Origin of the sequence: Aquabacter sediminis, assembly GCF_028863665.1 — a bacterium.
Taxonomy (GTDB): Bacteria; Pseudomonadota; Alphaproteobacteria; order Rhizobiales; family Xanthobacteraceae; genus L1I39.
On record NZ_JARBFX010000006.1, the window covers coordinates 47,977 to 67,288 of the forward strand.

At 66.3% G+C, this 19,312-nt stretch carries 17 protein-coding genes; 11 read left to right on the forward strand and 6 right to left on the reverse strand.

What is annotated here, in order from left to right:
* Positions 1 to 187 precede the first annotated feature (187 nt).
* The gene (locus tag PV781_RS13725; protein WP_274776200.1) at positions 188 to 412 is read left to right on the forward strand and encodes a hypothetical protein; all 225 of its coding nucleotides are present in this window, start codon (positions 188 to 190) and stop codon (positions 410 to 412) included.
* Between the two features lie 10 nt (positions 413 to 422).
* On the opposite strand, the gene PV781_RS13730 is transcribed toward PV781_RS13725, so the two are convergent.
* Positions 423 to 797, reverse strand: coding sequence for a DUF423 domain-containing protein (locus PV781_RS13730; RefSeq protein ID WP_209101377.1), 375 nt, complete (start codon positions 795 to 797; stop codon positions 423 to 425).
* 370 nt (positions 798 to 1,167) lie between these two features.
* Between PV781_RS13730 and acs the strand changes: the two genes are divergently transcribed.
* Complete coding sequence (acs, locus tag PV781_RS13735) at positions 1,168 to 3,120, forward strand: acetate--CoA ligase (protein WP_274776201.1); 1,953 nt, start codon at positions 1,168 to 1,170, stop codon at positions 3,118 to 3,120.
* Positions 3,121 to 3,257: 137 nt separating this feature from the next.
* On the opposite strand, the gene PV781_RS13740 is transcribed toward acs, so the two are convergent.
* Positions 3,258 to 3,596, reverse strand: coding sequence for a DUF6968 family protein (locus PV781_RS13740; protein WP_274776202.1), 339 nt, complete (start codon positions 3,594 to 3,596; stop codon positions 3,258 to 3,260).
* 506 nt (positions 3,597 to 4,102) lie between these two features.
* On the opposite strand from PV781_RS13740, the gene PV781_RS13745 reads away from it, so the two are divergent.
* Positions 4,103 to 5,116, forward strand: a complete 1,014-nt coding sequence (locus tag PV781_RS13745; RefSeq protein WP_425532399.1) for a sulfate ABC transporter substrate-binding protein — start codon at positions 4,103 to 4,105, stop codon at positions 5,114 to 5,116.
* 495 nt (positions 5,117 to 5,611) lie between these two features.
* On the opposite strand, the gene PV781_RS13750 is transcribed toward PV781_RS13745, so the two are convergent.
* The 3 genes from PV781_RS13750 to PV781_RS13760 form a co-directional block, all read right to left on the reverse strand.
* Positions 5,612 to 7,099, reverse strand: coding sequence for an ammonium transporter (locus tag PV781_RS13750; protein ID WP_274776203.1), 1,488 nt, complete (start codon positions 7,097 to 7,099; stop codon positions 5,612 to 5,614).
* A 28-nt stretch (positions 7,100 to 7,127) separates the two neighbouring features.
* Positions 7,128 to 7,466, reverse strand: a complete 339-nt coding sequence (locus PV781_RS13755; RefSeq protein WP_209101364.1) for a P-II family nitrogen regulator — start codon at positions 7,464 to 7,466, stop codon at positions 7,128 to 7,130.
* A gap of 274 nt (positions 7,467 to 7,740) precedes the next feature.
* Positions 7,741 to 8,640, reverse strand: coding sequence for an acyl-CoA thioesterase (locus PV781_RS13760; RefSeq protein ID WP_274776204.1), 900 nt, complete (start codon positions 8,638 to 8,640; stop codon positions 7,741 to 7,743).
* A 175-nt stretch (positions 8,641 to 8,815) separates the two neighbouring features.
* Between PV781_RS13760 and PV781_RS13765 the strand changes: the two genes are divergently transcribed.
* The gene (locus tag PV781_RS13765) at positions 8,816 to 10,084 is read left to right on the forward strand and encodes a ubiquinone biosynthesis hydroxylase (protein WP_425532400.1); all 1,269 of its coding nucleotides are present in this window, start codon (positions 8,816 to 8,818) and stop codon (positions 10,082 to 10,084) included.
* Between the two features lie 10 nt (positions 10,085 to 10,094).
* On the opposite strand, the gene PV781_RS13770 is transcribed toward PV781_RS13765, so the two are convergent.
* Entirely contained in the window at positions 10,095 to 11,723 is a 1,629-nt protein-coding gene (locus tag PV781_RS13770) for a sigma-54 interaction domain-containing protein (protein ID WP_274776205.1), read from the reverse strand.
* Between the two features lie 170 nt (positions 11,724 to 11,893).
* On the opposite strand from PV781_RS13770, the gene PV781_RS13775 reads away from it, so the two are divergent.
* The 7 genes from PV781_RS13775 to PV781_RS13805 all read left to right on the forward strand — a co-directional run bounded on the left by PV781_RS13775 (position 11,894) and on the right by PV781_RS13805 (position 19,312).
* Complete coding sequence (locus tag PV781_RS13775; RefSeq protein ID WP_274776206.1) at positions 11,894 to 13,147, forward strand: CaiB/BaiF CoA transferase family protein; 1,254 nt, start codon at positions 11,894 to 11,896, stop codon at positions 13,145 to 13,147.
* Between the two features lie 63 nt (positions 13,148 to 13,210).
* Complete coding sequence (locus tag PV781_RS13780) at positions 13,211 to 13,990, forward strand: enoyl-CoA hydratase-related protein (protein ID WP_274776207.1); 780 nt, start codon at positions 13,211 to 13,213, stop codon at positions 13,988 to 13,990.
* Between the two features lie 46 nt (positions 13,991 to 14,036).
* Positions 14,037 to 15,713 carry a class I adenylate-forming enzyme family protein gene (locus PV781_RS13785; protein WP_274776208.1) on the forward strand — a complete coding sequence of 559 codons (1,677 nt, stop codon included), beginning with the start codon at positions 14,037 to 14,039 and terminating at the stop codon, positions 15,711 to 15,713.
* A 25-nt stretch (positions 15,714 to 15,738) separates the two neighbouring features.
* A complete protein-coding gene (locus PV781_RS13790; RefSeq protein WP_274776209.1) occupies positions 15,739 to 16,503 on the forward strand; it encodes an enoyl-CoA hydratase/isomerase family protein in 765 nt (254 codons plus the stop codon).
* Between the two features lies 1 nt (position 16,504).
* Positions 16,505 to 17,248 carry an SDR family NAD(P)-dependent oxidoreductase gene (locus PV781_RS13795; RefSeq protein WP_274776210.1) on the forward strand — a complete coding sequence of 248 codons (744 nt, stop codon included), beginning with the start codon at positions 16,505 to 16,507 and terminating at the stop codon, positions 17,246 to 17,248.
* A gap of 12 nt (positions 17,249 to 17,260) precedes the next feature.
* Entirely contained in the window at positions 17,261 to 18,427 is a 1,167-nt protein-coding gene (locus tag PV781_RS13800) for an acyl-CoA dehydrogenase family protein (protein WP_274776211.1), read from the forward strand.
* Positions 18,428 to 18,436: 9 nt separating this feature from the next.
* Positions 18,437 to 19,312 carry a 3-hydroxyacyl-CoA dehydrogenase family protein gene (locus tag PV781_RS13805; RefSeq protein ID WP_274776212.1) on the forward strand — a complete coding sequence of 292 codons (876 nt, stop codon included), beginning with the start codon at positions 18,437 to 18,439 and terminating at the stop codon, positions 19,310 to 19,312.

Below are 19,312 nucleotides of genomic sequence, written 5' to 3' on the forward strand. Positions count from 1 at the left end.
GTTCCGCACACCTCCGTGTCTTCAGTGAGGACGACGGCGCGTCAGGGTAAACAATCGGTTTTTTCGCCGGGAACCACAGCCATACCGCCGCGTTGTGAAGGGCAGACGGCGTGCTCGGCGCGCCACATGACAGGGCCGGGTCGCTCAATCACCCGGCGCCGGCACAGGGATCGGAAAGGGAATTCAGATGGGCTCGTATTCCAAGATCACGCCTGCCACCACCACGGCTCCGCTCCGCATCGTGCTGGGCGCCCGCGAATGCGAGGTGAACTCCGTGAAGGAAGCCCGCGCCTTCTTCGAGGCGGAGCATGCGGACGAGGTGGCCGAGTTCCTCCTGTCGGATCTCGGCGACGATCCGCGCTCCCTCATCGCCTTGCGCGCGAAGCTCAACATGATGCGCGCCGCCCTCTGAGGCGCGCGCCTTATTCCTTCAGGGCAGCCAGAAGGCCCACTGCGGCCACGTCCAGCCAGCCCACGATCATCAGGACCCCGCCGAAAGGCGCGGAACCGCCCAGCAGTTTGACGTCCATCAAGGCTCGCGCCGCCAGGTCGCCCGAGAATAAAATCGTGCCGAGCGCGATGGCGAGCCCGCCCACCAGAAGCGTTGCCCGACCTCGCCCGAGGCGCGCGCACGTGGCGATGATTCCCATCAGCGCCGCGGCGTGGAACAGCAGAAACTGCGCCGCCGTCATGAGCGATGCGCCGCCGGTCACGTGGGCGGACATGGCTGCAAGGGCGACGCCGCTGGCGCCGAACAGGCCGGCGAGGGCGATGACGAGACGTGTCCAGGGCGACATGATCCCCTCTCCAGCGGTTCGGCCCGAAAGGGCGCTGCCGCCTCATAGCGCAGACGTCCGTCGCTTCCCAGCCAGGGGCGCGTCGGACGGCTGCGTCATGTGCGCCGCAGACGGGTGTCGCGGCCGCTTGACGTTAAGGGCCTTCGCCCAAAGTCTGCCCCGCCCCCGCCTTGTGGCATCCGAGGCTGCTCCCCATAATCCAGCCAAGTTCGCGCAGCCGCGAAGGCTGCGCCCCGGAGCCGGGGACATCAGCCCCGCGCGCTCCGGCGAAAGGGAGAGATGGCCCGCACGCCCGCTGTCACATGACGGCCGCGAAGCCGTCGCTAAACACGAAGCGCTTGCAGCGCGCTGCAAGGGGGAGACGAAGCCGATGTCCGAGAAGATCTATGAGGTTCCCGCCAATTGGAGCCAGCGCTCCTATGTGGACCATGACGAATACAAGGCGCTCTACACCCAGTCCGTCACCCATCCCGAGCAGTTCTGGGGCGAGCACGGGCTGCGCATCCACTGGTTCGAACCCTTCACCAAGGTGAAGAACACCTCCTTCACCCCCGGCAGCGTCTCCATCAAGTGGTTCGAGGACGGCGTCACCAACGTCGCCTATAATTGCGTCGACCGGCATCTGCCGCACCGCGCCGACCAGGTGGCCATCATCTGGGAAGGGGACGACCCGTCCGAGAGCCGCAAGATCACCTATCAGGAACTGCACGACGAGGTGAACCGCTTCGCCAACGTGCTGCGCAACCGCGACGTCCAGAAGGGTGACCGGGTCACCATCTACCTGCCCATGATCCCCGAAGCCGCCTTCGCCATGCTGGCCTGCGCGCGGCTCGGCGCCATCCATTCGGTGGTGTTCGGCGGCTTCTCGCCCGACAGCCTGGCCGGCCGCATCGCCGATTGCGGCTCCAAATGCATCATCACCGCCGACGAGGGCCTGCGCGGTGGCCGCAAGGTGCCGCTGAAGGCCAACGTGGACGCGGCGATTGCCCATGTGGAGGGCGGGGTCGACCATGTGATCGTGGTCCGTCGCACCGGCGGCAAGGTGAACATGGAGCCGGGCCGCGACGTCTGGTACCATGAGGCGGCAGATCTGGTGACGACTGAATGCCCGGCCGAGCCCATGAACGCGGAAGACCCGCTGTTCATCCTCTATACGTCCGGCTCCACCGGCAAGCCAAAGGGTGTGCTGCACACCACGGGGGGCTATCTGGTCTATGCCTCCATGACCCACCATTACGTCTTCGATTATCACGAGGGCGACGTCTATTGGTGCACGGCGGACGTGGGCTGGGTGACCGGCCACTCCTACATTCTCTATGGTCCGCTCGCCAACGGCGCGACCACGCTGATGTTCGAGGGCATTCCCAACTACCCGTCCGTCTCCCGCTTCTGGGAGGTGATCGACAAGCACCAGGTGAACATCTTCTACACCGCGCCCACCGCCATCCGCTCGCTGATGCAGGCGGGCGAGGAGCCGGTGAAGAAGACCTCCCGCGCCTCCCTGCGCCTGCTCGGCTCGGTGGGCGAGCCCATCAATCCGGAAGCCTGGGAATGGTATCACCGCGTGGTGGGCGAGGGCCGCTGCCCCATCGTCGACACCTGGTGGCAGACCGAGACCGGCGGCATCCTCATCAGCCCGCTGCCTGGCGCCACGGCGCTGAAGCCCGGCTCAGCCACCTTGCCCTTCTTCGGCGTGAAGCCGGAAGTGGTGGATGCGGCCGGCGTGGTGCTGGACGGTGCCACCGAGGGCAACCTCGTCATCGCCGACAGCTGGCCGGGCCAGATGCGCACGGTCTATGGCGACCATGAGCGCTTCGAGCAGACCTATTTCTCGGCCTATCCCGGCAAGTATTTCACCGGCGACGGCTGCCGGCGCGATGCGGACGGCTATTACTGGATCACCGGGCGCGTGGACGATGTCATCAACGTCTCCGGCCACCGCATGGGCACTGCCGAGGTGGAAAGCGCCCTCGTCGCACATCCGAAGGTCTCCGAGGCGGCGGTGGTGGGCTTCCCCCACGACATCAAGGGCCAGGGCATTTATGCCTATGTAACCCTGATGGCCGGCGAGCAGCCCACCGAGGAACTGCGCAAGGAGTTGGTGGCCTGGGTGCGCAAGGAGATCGGCCCCATCGCCTCTCCCGACCTCATCCAGTTCGCCCCCGGCCTGCCCAAGACGCGCTCGGGCAAGATCATGCGCCGCATCCTGCGCAAGATCGCCGAGGACCAGTTCGAGAATCTCGGCGACACCTCCACCCTGGCCGATCCCGGCGTGGTGGATGACCTCGTGCACAACCGCCAGAACAAGCGCACCGCCGCCTGATGGGAAAATCCCCTGGCGCCGGCTTCGGCTGGCGCCAGGGCGTCAAGATAGAAGGAAAGGCCACATGTCTGGGTCAGGCCGGCCGCACCAGCTTCAAGCCAGAGACGGGCGGTGCCGAACGGCCCCATGGGCGTGCCTCACATGGCGTCGATGCCGACCGCAAGGTCACGCAGGGATGACATGACGGGAAAGCCATAGCCCTTGTCGTGGTCATAGACGCGCAATCGCCCCTCGCGGTGGTACGTCGTGGTGTAAATGTCCGCCGCGATAATTTGCAAAGCTGACATGAGGGCTTGAAGCGCATCGACGCCCGCGCCCTCTCTCTTCACGGGTCCGTCCGGCCAGTCGATCTCATACCGACACGACCAAGCCGTGCCGACAGGAACCTGGAGCTGCACCGGCTGAAAAACGCGGATGTCGAACGCCCGCTCGCCCTTGCGGGTCTTCAGATAGAGGCGATGCGTCAGCACCAACATGATGGGACCTCCTGGATCGAGGCGGGGCAGCCCCACCTGAGTAGATCGCCTGCAGGACAATCCTACCGCGATCCTGGACGAGACCAAGTTCCTTCCCGCCGAGCAGGGATGTCACCGAGGGTGACCGATGCCGCCCGGCTCGCCTCCTCCTTGACCTCCGTCATATAAGATATTATTCTTATTTTGATTGATGGCAGGGAACATTTTGCTAGACGCAGGAGCGCATGCCGGTTCCACAGAATGCAGATCACCATGGCGCCCCCCGCCCGGTGCGAGAGATAGGCGTCCCAGCCTCCCTCCAGGGCTCATCCGAGGCGCTTGGGCTTGACCGGACATCGATGGGCCGAGCCAGCGGCCCATTGGCAATCCAGAATTCACGCATATTCTTCGTCAATTATACCTCAGCCACGCGGAGTGCGGGAAATAGGGTTTCGCTCCGTCAAGGCCCATGCTAATTTGCCGTGAAATGCGCCAAATCGCATAAACGGGATGTAAATGGAGAGCCCATGCTGAACCGCCGCACTTTTCTCGCGCTCGCCGCGGCCTCCTCGGCGGCCATGCCGCGCCTGGCCTTTGCGCAGCAGGGGCCGAACTCCATCCTCAATGTCTCCTACGACATCTCCCGCGAGCTCTACACCTCGGTGAATGAAGGCTTCGTCCCCGCATGGAAGCAGAAGACCGGCCAGCAGATCACGGTGAACCAGAGCCATGCCGGCTCGTCCCGCCAGGCCCGCGCCATCATCGAGGGGCTTGAGGCGGACGTGGTGACCTTCAATCAGGAACTGGACGTGGAAGTCCTGGCCAAGGCCGGCTTCGTCGCCAAGGACTGGAAGAAGAAGTTCCCCAACAACGCCTCGCCCTATTATTCCTTCCCCGCCTTCCTGGTGCGGGCGGGCAACCCGAAGGGCATCAAGGACTGGAACGACCTGGTTCGGGATGACGTGAAGGTCATCTTCCCGAACCCGAAGACCTCCGGCAATGCGCGCTACACGTATCTGGCCGCCTATGCCTATGCGCTGGAGCAGAACAAGGGCGACGTGGCCAAGGCCGACGCCTTCGTGAAGAAGCTGCTTTCCAACGTGCCGGTGTTCGACACGGGCGGACGCGCCGCGACCACCACCTTCGTGGAGCGCGACACCGGCGACGTGCTTGTGACCTTCGAGGCCGAGACCCGGGTGATCCAGGACCTTTACAAGGACAAGAAGCTCCAGACCGTGGTGCCCTCCGTCAGCCTCCAGGGCGATTTCCCCGTGGCGGTGGTGGAGAAGGTGGTCGACAAGCGCGGCTCACGGGCCGTCGCTACCGCCTATCTGGAATTCCTGTATTCGCCGGAAGGCCAGACCATCCTCGCCAAGGGCTATAACCGCGTGGTGGACCCCAAGGTGGCGGCCGAGTTCAAGGACCAATTCCCGCCCATTCGTCTGCTCACCGTCGACGCGGTCTTCGGTGGCTGGGAAAAGGTCCAGGCCGAGCAGTTCGCCTCGGGCGGAAAGCTGGACCAGCTCTTTACCGGGCGCTGATCGGCCCGAGCCGGGACAGCCCTTCGGAGCGGCCGATCGGAGCAGCTCTTGGGGAGCCATTCTTGGAAGCCATTCTTGGAAGCCATTCTTGGAAGCCATTCTTGGAAGCCATTCTTGGAAGCCGCTCTTGGGAGACGGTCCGCTTGGAGCATGCGCCGATCAGCCTGCACCGCAGGCTGATCGGATCACGCATTCTTTCTCAATAAGTGAGAGGGCGATTCACCGATCAGATTGGTTCAATCTGATCGGTGAATCGCCCTAAACATTCGAAGGAGCGGCCCTGCCGCTCCTTTTGTTTTGCGCACTGCGTGCTGGGTTGCCGCAAGACCCAGAAACATGCCCCAAAACGTGACGAAGCCCCGGCCCTTGCGGACCGAGGCTTCGTCTTCCCCTCTTCTTATCCTTTCGCCGGAAGACCGGCGTCCCTTGACGGCGGCCGGCCCGACCGGACCGGCGCCGGGGAAAGGGCGGAGCCGGAACGCTCCGCCCATCCCATCAGCTGTGGTAGGCGCGCTCGCCGTGCTCGGTGATGTCGAGGCCCTCGCGCTCCTTCTCCACCGACACGCGCAGGCCGACGACCGCGTTGACGATGAAGTAGATGATGGCGGAGCCGATGCCCGACCACACGACGGTGATGAGCACGCCCTTGATCTGCGCCATCACCTGGGTGGCCATGCTGTAATCGGCGACCGCACCGGTGGTGTAGTCGTAGATGCCCGTGCCGCCGAGAGCGGGGCTGACCACGATGCCGGTAGCGATGGCGCCGAAGATGCCGCCGACGCCATGCACGCCGAACACGTCGAGCGAGTCGTCATAGCCGAAGGCGTTCTTCACGGTGGTGCAGAAGAAGAAGCACACCACGCCGACGCCGAGGCCGGAGATCAGCGCGCCCATGATGCCCGCAAAGCCTGCCATGGGGGTCACGGCCACGAGGCCGGCCACCGCGCCGGACACCACGCCGAGCATGGACGGCTTACCCTTGGCCAGCCATTCCACCACCATCCAGGAGAGGGCAGCGGCGCAGGTGGCGATAAAGGTGTTCATCATGGCCAGGGCGGTCAGGCCGTTGGCTTCCAGGTTGGAGCCGGCATTGAAGCCGAACCAGCCGACCCACAGCAGGCCGGCGCCGACCAGGGTGAGGGTCAGAGAGTGGGGCGAGAGGGCTTCCTTGCCGTAGCCGGTCCGCTTGCCGATGATGATGCAGCCCACGAGAGCGGCGATACCGGCATTGATGTGCACCACGGTGCCGCCGGCGAAGTCGATGGCGCCCAGCTTGTAGAGATAGCCGGCATCGGCGAGCACGGCGTCCAGGGCCTCCTGGGCGGCGGTCTTGGCGGCACCGTCAGCAGCAGCGGCAACCGCCTTGGCAGCGGCGTCCACCGCGTCCGGGCCGGCCCAGTACCACACCATGTGCGCCATGGGGAAATAGATGAACGTGACCCAGAGCGGCACGAACAGCACGATCGCCGAGAACTTCACGCGCTCCGCGAAGGCGCCGAAGATCAGGGCCGGGGTGATCATGGCGAAGGTCATCTGGAAGGCCACGAACACCAGCTCGGGAATGGCAACGCCAACCGAGAAGGTGCCGCCGGCGGACTCGGTGGTCACGCCGCTGAGGAAGGCCTTGGAGAAGCCGCCGATGAAGTCCGAGCCGCCGGTGAAGGCCAGCGAATAGCCGTACAGAACCCAGATGATGCCGACGATGCAGACGGAATAGAACACCTGCATGAGCACGGACAGCATGTTCTTGGAGCGGACAAGGCCGCCATAGAACAGGGCCAAGCCGGGCACCGACATCATCAGAACCAGTAGGGCGGACACCAGCATCCAGGTGGTGTCGCCCTTGTTGATCACCGGAGCGGCCGCGGCGGCGGGAGCGGCATCGGCACCGGGCGTCGCGGTCTGCGCCAGCACCGGCAGGGCGATGGCCGCTGCGGTCAGGAGGGTTGGCAGTCCCACACGGGACCAGGTCTTGAGCGTCATGGAAAAGGGCTCCGTGAAATGAGAAAGGTCAGAGCGCGTCGGCGTCGGTCTCGCCGGTGCGGATGCGCACGGCGTGATCGATCTGGAAGACAAAGATCTTCCCGTCGCCGATCTGTCCGGTCTTGGCCGCAGCAGAGATCGCCTCAACGACCTTGGCCACCTGATCGGAGGACACCGCCACCTCGATCTTCAGCTTCGGCAGGAAGCTGACGGCGTATTCGGCGCCGCGATAGATTTCGGTATGGCCCTTCTGCCGGCCGTATCCCTTCACCTCGGTCACGGTCAGCCCGTGCACGCCGATACCGGTGAGGGCGTCACGCACCTCCTCCAGCTTAAATGGCTTGATAATCGCCATGACGATCTTCATGGATCGGTCCCTGTCCCCGTGATGCCCACCCGCCAGAAAGCGGCCAAAGGCGTTTTCTTCCCGGCTGTGCCGTGCGGGACGGGGAAAAAATCCGCGCAACGGCGACCTAGCCTGCACAGGACTGAATCAAGGAACGTGCCAATCCCGCAGAGTCAGGGCGTGGGCGTGCTTATTTTCTCGCCAGAAGACCTGCCGTGACGGCATCGCCCCCCTGATGCCCAATTCTTCGCACAAAAAATAGGCGAAGAGCACAAGATTACGTCAGGCTATCTCGCTATTGCGAGACAGGCCGCATCAATCCCTCTTGCGCTGCCGAAGCCACCAGCACGCCCTCGCGCGTGAAAAGCTCGCCGCGGCAGAAGCCACGCCCCCCGAAGGCGGCGGGGCTCTCCTGGACGTAAAGGAGCCATTCATCGGCGCGAAACGGGCGGTGGAACCACAAGGCATGGTCGAGGCTTGCCACCTGAAGGTCCCGGTCGAACACGCTGCGGCCATGAGGCAGGAGGGCAGCCTGGAGGAGGGACAGGTCGGAGGCATAGGCGAGCACCGCCTGATGCAGAGGCAGCCCCTCGGGAAGCGGTCCGCGGGTCCGGATCCAAAGGCTGGGTCGGGACGTATCGCCGGTCCGGCCGCTATAGGGTGCATCCAGGCCGGTCGGCTTTACCTCCAAGGGGCGGAGCGCCATCCAGTCTCGCTTGGAGGCATTTGGAAAACGGGCGATGAGCTTTTCGCGCCAGACATCGTCTGACGGAAGGTCTTCGGGCATGGGCACGTCGGGCATGCGCCCCTGGTGCATCAACCCGCCCTCCTCTACTTGAAAGGAGACCGACATGGAGAAAATGGCGCGGCCCCGCTGGATGGCCACCACGCGGCGCGTCGTAAAGCTGCGGCCATCGCGGATGCGATCCACCTCGAACACGATGGGCACGGTCGGATCACCCGCCAGAAGAAAATAGGCGTGCAGGGAATGGGCGATGCGGTCAGGCTCCACCGTGCGCTGGGCAGCGATCAAGGATTGTGCGATCACCTGCCCGCCGAAGATCCGCCCTCCGGACGCGCTGACGCTGCGACCCCGGAACAGGTTGATCTCCAGGGGCTCGAGATCAAGGATGCTCAGCAGAGCATCCACGTCGGTGGCGGGGCGGGACGTGGAATCGGAGGCGGGCTGGTCCATGAGGGTCGCTCGTTGGCGCGGGTCCGAGAAATCCGGATCGGCGCATGGGTTCGGTTCGCGCCCAACGAGCCATCCCGGGTTGCGCCCGTCAAGGTGAACGGCGCGGCGCTGTCCGTCGTATAGAGGGTCCGGTGCGGCGCCTTGGCGTCGCGCAGTAAGGTGAGCGAGGTCTGTCATGGAAGCGATGCAGCCGGGCATTCAGGGCGAGAGGGGGCAGAACGGCCTTCCCTCCCGCGCGGATATCGTGATTGCCGGAGCGGGACTTGCCGGACTGAGCCTTGCCCTCGCCTTGCGGGACGGGCTTGGCCGCGAGGCGGACATTGCCGTCCTCGACCCGGGCCTCAACCGTTCCTTTGATGGCGACATGCGCGCCTCGGCCATTGCCGCGGGCGCCCGGCGGCTGCTGACGGTTCTCGGCGCCTGGCAGCGCGTGGCGGACGCGGCGGAGCCCATGCGGTCCATGGTTGTCACCGACAGCCGGACGCGCGACGTGGCCCGGCCGGTCTTCCTGACCTTCGACGGCGACGTGGAGCCGGGCGAGCCTTTCGCGCACATGATCTCTAACGCCGTGCTCCAGCAGGGGCTCGCGGACCTTGCCCGCGAAGCCGGCATTCGGCTGGTGGCGGAGCCGGTGGCAAACTTCGTCGCCGACCGCTCCGGCGTGGAGGTGACCACAGCGTCGGGGGCGTCCGTGCGTGCGCAACTGCTGGTCGCCTGCGATGGCGCCAGGTCCCGCCTGCGTTCCATGGCCGGGATCCAGAACGTGGCCTGGACCTATGACCAGTCGGCCATCACCTTCACCATCGAGCACGAGCGCCCCCACGAAGGCCGCGCGGAAGAGCACTTCCTGCCGCCCGGCCCCTTTGCCGTGCTGCCCATGCGTGGCAACCGGGCGTCCATCGTCTGGACCGAGCGCACGGAAGACGCCAAGCGCATCGCCGCCTTGCCCGACTTCCTGTTCCAGGAAGAACTGGAGCAGCGCATCGGCCATGGCCTCGGCGCGGTGCGGCCGATTTCGAAGCCCGGCGTCTATCCGCTGGGCTTTGCCATGGCCCGCAGCTTCATCGGTGAGCGTCTCGCTTTGGTCGGAGACGCCGCCCATCTCATCCATCCCATTGCCGGCCAGGGCCTGAACATGGGCCTGCGGGACGTGGCGGCGCTCGCTGAGGCCGTCACCGATGCCGCGCGGACCGGCCTGGACTTCGCATCCCCGGCCGTGCTGGAGCGCTACCAGCGCTGGCGGCGGTTCGACACGCTGGCCATGGGGGTGGCGACGGACGGCCTGAACCGGCTCTTCTCCAACCGCTCCGACGCGCTGCGCCTGGTGCGGGACATGGGCCTCGGTCTGGTCGACCGGATGCCGCGCCTCAAAGGCCTGTTCATCCGCGATGCGGCAGGGCTCACCGGCTCGGTGCCGAAGCTGCTGCGGGGCGAGGCGCTCTGAGGGGCAGCCCTCAGCGAATGCCCATTTCGGCAAGCTTCTTGTAGAGGTAGGAGCGGGAGATGCCGAGCTCCTCGGCCACCCGCTTCTTGTTGCCCTTGTGCTTCTGGAGCGCCTCCCGGATCAGTGCCAGTTCCACATTGCCCACCGTCTCGCGGATGGTGGTGGCACCGGATGCGGGAACGGAGAGGGGGGCAGGCTCCATCTCCTCGCCCTCCAGATGCCGGAAGCTGGAGAGCGTCAGTTCCGGCCCGTCCGCAAAGATCATGGCGCGCTGCACCTCGTGGTGGAGTTGGCGCACATTGCCCGGCCAGGCCAGGCCCTGGAGCATCTCCAGGGCCTTGGGGTGCACGCGCCGGACGTTGGAGCCGATGCGCTGCCCGACCCGCTGCACAAAGTGCCGCACCAGGAGGGGGATGTCGCCGGCCCGCTCCCGCAAAGGCGGCACCTGGAGCGTCACGCCATTGATGCGGAAATAGAGGTCGGCGCGGAACGCCTCCTCGGCGATCATGCGCCGCAGGTCGCGGTTGGTGGCACTGATGAGCCGGAAATTGGTGTTGCGGGAGCGGTTGCTCCCCACCCGCTCGAAAATGCCGTTCTCGATGACCCGCAACAGCTTGACCTGAGTCTCCATGGGCATGTCGCCGATCTCGTCCAGGAACAGGCTGGAGCGGTCCGCCATCTCGAACTTGCCGATGCGCCCTTCCCGGCGCGCGCCGGTGAAGGCGCCGGCCTCATAGCCGAACAGCTCGCTTTCCACGAGATTGGCAGGCAGCGCGCCGCAATTGACAAGCACCATGGGCCGCTCGACCCGGCGGCTCAGATTGTGAATGGCATGGGCCACCAACTCCTTGCCCGAGCCGCTTTCACCGGAGACGAAGACGGGCACGTCGAGGGGCGCCACCTTGCGGATGTCGTCCTTGAGGCGGCGGATGGCCTCGCTTTCGCCGACGATCTCATCGAGGCCGAAGGCGCGGTGGCGCAGGCCCGCCAGTTCCTTCTTGTAATAGTCCACCTCGGCCCGGAGCGAGGAAATCTGCCGGGAGAGCTCATGCACCTCCTCCGGCGCCTTGAACATGACGCGGCCGATGGCACCCACGAGCTTGCCGTCGCGCAGGATGGGCACGCGGTTTACCACGCGGGTTACGTTCTGCATCTCCTGAACCTGGCCGATCTCGGCCGAGCCGGTGCGAGCCACCACATGGAGGCGGGTGTTCTGGATCACCTCCTGCACTGGCCGGCCCAGCGCATCGCCGCGCGCGAAGCCGAAGAAACGCTCGTGGACGGGGCTGAGATAGCGCAGCACCGCATCCCGATCGACCACCGTGATGCCCTCGAAGGGATTGGTCAGGAAGTGGTTGAGAATGTCGAAGGCAATGTCCACCGAAAGCACGAAATCCACCAGGGCCGAGCTTGCGGATTCTGCATGGACGAGCACGGCGGTGCCGCCGCCCTCCGTGGGCGCCTGGATCACCACATGCGAAGTGCCGCCAAAGGCGAAGGCGGACACGCGCTGATCTGACCCGACCCTCCGGACGTGGGCGCCCACCGCCTCGGCCAGCCCGCTGGCGCGCGCGCTCGGAGATGCGAAGGCGAGGCGGCCCGTGTCGTCCAAGAAGACAATATCGAGAGTCGTCGCCATCCCGGACCTCGCATGTTCTGATTGGAGACACCCCTAGCCCGCGAGTGTCGCCACCGCAAACACTATTCCCGGGCACCGCTCCGAGCCAGCAGATGAAATTCAGCACTGCCAATGCTTTAGACGTTTTGGCACGGGCCTTGCGGTAATCGTCGGACCAACGGGTGCAGACGATGAACATTGCCCAAGTGCCATATCCGTCCTCTCCGAGCGCCGACTTGCCCGAGGCGCGTGCGGCGGAGGCGTTTCGCATTCTCGACCATGTGACGGTGGTGGACCTCACCTCCTCCATCGCCGGTCCCTATGCCACCATGCTGCTGTCCGACTTCGGCGCCCGCGTCATCAAGGTGGAGCGCCCGGGGGGCGATGACTCCCGCCAGTGGGGGCCGCCCTTCCTGGACGGGGAATCGCTCTGGTACCTTTCGGTCAACCGCAACAAGAAGAGCGTGGCCTTGGACTATGGCACCCCCGATGGACGGGCCGTGCTGGAGGGTCTTCTCGACAAGGCCGACGTGGTGGTGACCAACCTGCTCGGCAAGACGCAGGCGAAACTCGGACTGGATGCCGCCCGGCTTCGGGAGAACCGACCGGGCCTTATCCATGTCTCGCTGACCGGCTTCGGGCTCGACGGCCCAAATGCGACCCTGCCCTGCTACGACCTGATCGCGGAAGGCTATAGCGGCGTGATGGACCTCACCGGCCCCACCGACGCGGAGCCCCAGAAGGTGGGCGCGCCGGCCGCCGACATGCTGGCGGGGGCGGATGCGGCGCTCGCCGTGCTCGCCGCGCTTCACAAGCGCGCTGCTACCGGAAAGGGCTGCGCCCTCGACATCAGCCTAACGCAGAGCATGATCCGCTTCATGTCGCCGCGCATCGTGCCCTATCTGGGTTCGGGCGAATTGCCGCGCCGCACCGGCGGCAAGGACAGCGTGATCGCCATCTACCAGACCTTCGAGACCGCCGACCTGCCCCTCACGCTGGGCCTCGGCAATGATGGAATCTGGAAGCGCTTCTGGGAGGCGGTGGGCGACCCGGCCGGCGCCGAGGGTGCGCATGTGGCCACCAATGCGGACCGCCGCACTCATCGCGACGAGATCGTGGCGCGCATCTCACACGTGCTGCGCACCCGGCCGCGGGCGGAATGGCTGGACCTGTTCGCCCGCGCCAAGGTGCCGGCCGGCCCCATCTACCGGCTCGACGAGGTGGTGGACGACCCCCATTTCCGCGCCCGCTCCGCCTTCTACCGCATCCCGCGCGAGGGAGAGGACCTGCCGCAGGTGGCGCTGGGCATCCATATGGATGGGGAGCCGGCTGGCTGCTTCTCGCCGCCGCCGCGCCTCGGCGAGCACAATGAGGAGGTGCTGCGCATGCTCCTCGGGTATGACGATCAGGCAATCGACGCCCTGCGCGCGTCGGGTGTCATCTGAGCGCCATCAAGCGTGAGCGCACAGATCGAACGAACAGAATGCACAGGAAGGAAAGCCCCTCCCATGTCCTACGAGACCATCCTTTATTCCGAAGACGGCCCGGTCGGTACGCTCACCCTGAACCGTCCGCAGGACGGCAACATGTTCAACGCCACCATGTGCCGCGAAGTGCGCGACTGCATCGAGCAGGTGCGCAACGAGACGCGCACCCGCGTGCTGGTGCTCACCGGAGCCGGCGACAAGTTCTTCTGCACCGGCGGCCGCAAGGACGGGCTGGAAAAGACCCAGCTCTATGCCGGCGTGCTGCCGACCCTGGAAATGTATGACGCCATCGAGCGGCTCCAGAAGCCGGTGCTCGCCTCCATCAACGGCTTCGCGGTGGGCGGTGGCAATGTGCTGCAGATGACCTGCGACCTCGCCATCGCCAAGGAAAGCGCCATCTTCCGCCAGGTGGGTCCCATGGTCGGCTCGTTCGACGCGGGCTACGGCACCTGGTTCCTTGAGGACCTGGTCGGCAAGAGGCGCGCCAAGGAGATCTGGTATCTGAACGAGAAGCTCACCGCCCAGCAGGCCCTCTCTTACGGCCTCATCAACAAGGTGGTGCCGGACGACAAGCTGGCCGAGGCAACCCGCGAGATGGCGCTGCACCTGGCGGACCGGGGTGCGTTTGCCCTTGCCTCGCTGAAGACCGCCTTCTCGGCCCGCCATTCCGGCGTCGGCGGGCTCGCGCGCATGGCCCACGACCTTCTGCTGCGCGGCTATCTGGACACCGAGGAATCCCACGAGCTGGCGGCCTCCTTCGCCGAGCGCCGCAAGCCGGACGCCTCCAAGTTCGGCAAGTGAGCCGGCCATGATGCCCCGCTCCACCGATGGGAAGGGGCCGCCGCTTATGCCGCGGCTCCTGACCCTGCACGACCCGGCCTCCGCGCGCTTCCACTACGCCACCGGCCAATGGCGCGACGAGACCCTCTATGGCTGCGCGGTCGCGCATGCGGCAGCACGCGGCAATGCCTTCGCGCTGCGAGACGCCACGCGCCGCCTCACCTGGCGGACGCTGGTGGAGTGGGCGGACGCTTTGGCGGGCGATTTGGAGGCGGCGGGGCTCAGGCCAGGCGACCGTGTGGGCGTCTGGTTGCCCAACCGCGTGGAGGCGACGGTCGCCTTCCTCGCTTGCTCCCGAAATGGCTATGTGTGCACGCCCTCGCTGCACCAGAACCATACGGTGGGAGAGATCACCACGCTCCTGGAGCGCTGCTCCGCCGCAGCGCTCCTCGCCCAGCCGGGCTATGGGGCCGATGCGGACCGGGTCGACATCTTCGCCATGGCCCGCGCCCTCCCCGCCATGCGGCGCATCTATGCCCTCTGCGCGGAAGATGCGGCCCCGCCTGAGGGCGCCACCGCCCTGCCGGGGCCGGACGGCGCAAAACCGTCGGCGGGGCCGCAGGCGAACCCTGACAAGGTGGTCTATCTCGCCTTCACCTCCGGAACCACCGGCCAGCCGAAGGGCGTGATGCATTCCGACAATACGCTGCTGGCCAATGGCCGGGCGCTGGCGGGCGACTGGGGGCTGGGGCCGGAAGGGGTGATCTATTCGCTGAGCCCCCAGAGCCACCATATCGGCACGGTGGCGCTGGAGCAGATGCTGGCCGCCGGCGCGGAACTGGTGGTCAATGACGTGCCCAAGGGCACAAGCGCGCTCGACCGCATCATCGAGACTGGCGCCACCTATGTGATGGGCGTGCCCACCCACGCCATCGACATCCTGGGCGAAGCGCAGCGGCGGGGCATGTCCCGGCTCGGCTCGGTCAAGACGTTCTACATGGCGGGCTCGGCGATCCCCATGGAGGTGGCGCGGCGGTTCCTGGCCTTTGGGGTCACCCCGCAAAACATCTACGGCATGACCGAGAATGGCTCGCACCAATACACCCTGCCCAACGACGACATGGAGACCATGGTGCGCACCTGCGGCAAGGCGTGCGCGGCCTATGAAGTGAAGATCTGGCGCCCCGAGGCGCCGGACGAGGAGGCCGCCCCCGGCGAGGTGGGCGAGATTGGCGGGCGGGGCGCCTGCCTGATGCTCGGCTATTTCGGCAACCAGACGGCCACCGAAAAATCGTTCAACGCCCATGGCTGGTTCATGAGCGGCGACCTGGGGCGGCTCGATGCGCAGGGCAACCTGGAGATCATCGGCCGGCTGAAAGACCTCATCATTCGCGGCGGGCACAACATCTATCCCTCCCAGATCGAGGACCTGGCCATCCGCCATCCCGACGCCTTCAAGGTCGCGGCCTTCCCGGTGCAGGACGACCGGCTGGGCGAGAAAGTGTGCCTCGCCGTCATCGCCCGCGAGGGCCGGCGGGTGGAGGCTCAGGACATGCTGGCCCATCTCTTTGCGGCCGGTCTCTCCAAGTACGACATGCCCGAATATTACCTGGCCCTCGACGCCTTCCCCATGACCGCCAGCGGCAAGGTGCTCAAGCGCGACCTGGTGGATCTGGTGCGCGCCGGTGCCCTTCAGCCCGAGCCGGTGCGCTTCGTAGCGCCACCCCTCACCCGTCCCGCCTGACCGCGCAGCGATCCGGAGGCTCTCCATGCTTGACCTTGCCCGCGACGGTGACCTTGCCGTCCTCACGCTCAACCGGCCGGAGGCGCTGAACGCGCTCTCCTTCGACCTCATCCACACCATCGGCGCCGCCTTGGATGAGGTGGGCGGATGGGACACCCGCGCCCTCATCATCACGGGAGCAGGCGAGAAGGCATTCTGCGCCGGGGCCGACATTACGGAATTGATGGGCCGCTCCCTGATGGAAGAGAAGACGGGCGCCGAGCTCGGCCAGCGCGTCTTCGCCAAGCTCGACACCCTCAAGGTGCCCTCCATCGCCGCCATCAACGGCTATGCCTTCGGCGGCGGCCTGGAACTGGCCATGGCCTGCACCTTCCGCGTGGCCGGGCCCAAGGCCAAGATGGGGCTGCCCGAGATCAAGCTCGGCCTCATTCCCGGCTATGGCGGCACCCAGCGCCTGCCGCGCCTGGTGGGCGAGGCGCGGGCGCTGGAGATGATCCTCACCGGCCGCACCATCACCGCGCAGGAGGCCCTCGCCATGGGGCTCGTCAACCGCGTGGCAGACGGCGACCTCCTGGAAGCGGCCAAGGCGCTGGCGGGGGAATTCGCGGGCTATGGCCTGCCCGCGCTCGCCCTGGCCCGCACCGCCGTGCAGCGGGCGCTCTCCATGCCCTTGTCCGAAGGCCTGCGGACGGAAGCGGACCTCTCCACCCTCGCCTATCGCACGCAGGACGCCGCCGAGGGCCTCGCCGCCTTCGTCGAAAAGCGCAAGCCGCAGTTCCAGGACCTTTGACATGAGCCAACGCAACATTTTCCTGACGGGCGCCAGCCGGGGCATCGGCGAGGTGATCGCGCTGGAACTGGCCCGGCGCGGCCATGTGGTGGGCTGCTTCTCCCGCAAGGGCCTGGGACCCGAGAACCTCTCCGTCCCCGCCGATCTTGCCCCCCGCCTCATCCCGCTGAAGGGCGATGTCTCCGATGCCGCCGCCGTGGAGGCCGCGCTGGCGCAGTTCGCGGGTGAGGCCGGCCCTATCACGGGCATCGTCAACAATGCCGGCCTTCATGTGGCCCGCCCCTCCGACAGCCAGCCGCTGGCGGAGTTCGCCGAGGTGATGGGCACCAATGCCACCGCCACCTTCTCCGTCTGCCAGAAGGCTTATCCGCACCTGGTGGCGGCGGGCGGCGGGCTGATCGTCAATATGGGCTCCTTCTTCGACAAGCTGGGCGTGCGCCACAACGCGGCCTATTGCGCCTCCAAGGCCGCCGTTGCCGCCTTGACGCGCTGCCTTGCGGTGGAATGGGCGGCGAAGGGCATCCGCGTGGTCACGGTCGGCCCCGGCTATATCGAGACCGACCTCAACAAGGACTATCTGGCCTCCGAGAAGGTCCGGGCCTTCCTCGCCGCCCGCATTCCCACCGGCGGGCCGGCCCAGGCGGACGAAGTCGCCCGCCTCATCGCCACCCTGTTTGGCGAAGACCTGCCCTTCCTGACCGGCGAGACCATTTATCTCGATGGCGGTCAGGGCATTGCCCACTGACGGAGGCGTTCCATGACCGTGCTTTCCCGCCTCGACGACCAATGGGGCCTGCCGGAGGATGAGGCGCTGCTGCTGGACAGCGTGCGCGCCTTCGCCCGTGACGAGGTGGCGCCTCGCGCCGCCCAGCATGACGAGACCGGCGAATTCCCCTGGGAGAATGTGAAGGGCATCAATGCCCTTGGCCTCAATGCCATGTTCGTTCCGGAGGCCTATGGCGGGGCGGGCCTGTCCTATCTCGCCTACCTTGCCTGCGTGCGGGAGATTTCCGCCGCCTGCGCCTCCACCGGCATCATCTGGGCCACCAATTTCCACGCAGTGAAGCCGCTCATCGATTTCGGCGCGGAGGAGCAGAAGGAGCGCCTCCTGCCCCGCATCGCCGAGGGGGGCCTCGCGGCGCTCGTCATCACCGAGCCGGACGCGGGCTCGGACGCCACCGGCATGCGCACGCGCTTCACGCCGGAGGGCGACGAGATCGTGGTGGACGGCTCCAAGACGTTCATTACGAACGGGGATGTGGCCGACCTCTATATCGTCTTCGGCAAATGGGCGGGGGTGGAGGACCAGAAGACAGCCATCTCCTGCCTCGTCATCGAGAAGGGCACGCCGGGCCTGTCCGTGTCGCGGCTGGAAGACAAGATGGGCCACCGCGCCTCCTCCACGGCCACCTTGTCCTTCGCCGGCTGCCGGGTGCCCAAGGCCAATCTGCTGCGTGGTCCCGGCGAGGGGCTGAAGCTGTTGCTAGCCTCCCTGAACAAGTCCCGGCCGTCGGTGGGCGCCCATGCGCTGGGCATCGCCCATGCCGCCTTCGATGATGCGGTGACCTATATCAACGGCCGCCGCCAGTCCGGCCGAAAGATCGTGGAATTCCAGGGCATCCAGTTCCTGCTCGCCGACCTCGCCGCCGAATTGGCCCTGTGTGACGCCTGGCTCATGCATGTGGGCCGGCAGGTGGATGCGGGGGTCGCGGACATCGGCATCGAGGCCTCCATCCTGAAGATGCGGGCTTCCGACCTTGCCATGCGCATGGCCACCGAGGCGGTCCAGCTCCATGGCGGCTACGGCTATGTGAAGGACTACCGGGTGGAGCGGCTCATGCGCGACGCCAAGATCACCCAGATCTGGGAAGGCACCAACCAGATCCACCGCCAGCTCATCGGCCGCAGCTTCATCGAGCGCTGAGGACATCCCATGACCGCAAAGATCACCATCGGCGTCGCCGGCGCCGGAACCATGGGCACCGGCATTGCCATCGTGGCCGCGCGCGGCGGCTTCCCCACGCTGCTGTTCGACCTGGACCCGGTGCGCGTCGAGGCCGCCCTCGGCCAGATGCGTGCCTTCTTCGGCAAGTCGGTGCAGCGCGGCAAGCTCACCCAGGCCGAGGTGGACGAGATCCTGTCGCGGGTGCGCGGAACCAGCACGCTCGACGACATGGCGGTCTGCGGATTGGTCATCGAAGCCATCTTCGAGGAATTGGAGGTGAAGGGGCAGCTTTTCTCGGCACTCAATGGCGTGTGCCCGCCCGAGACCCTGTTCGCCTCCAACACCTCCACCTTGTCCATCACGGAAATCGCCGCCAAGTCCGGCCGAGATGATCGCTTCGTGGGCATGCATTTCTGCCTGCCGGCGCAATTGATGAAGCTGGTGGAGATGTCGCCGGGCCTCAACACCTCGGACGAGAGCTTCGCCCGCGCCTGGACCCTGTGCGAGGAGATGGGCCAGCGGCCGGTGAAGACGCAGGATGCCCCCGGCTTCATCCTCAATGCCTTCCTGGTGCCCTTCAACAACGACGCCATCCGATTGGTTGAGCAAGGCGTCGCCGAACCGGCGGAGATCGACGCCGCCATCAAGGGCGCGCTCGGCTACGCCATGGGGCCGATGGAACTCCTGGACCTGGTGGGCCTCGATACCCAGGTGCTGCTGTGCGAGGCGCTCCATGGCGTCACCCATGAGCCCCGCGCCGCCTGCCCGCCTCTGCTGCGCCGGATGGTCGCTGCCCGCCGGCTCGGCCGCAAGACCCAACGCGGTTTCCTGGACTACCAGACCTCGGCCATCTTCGGAGCCTGA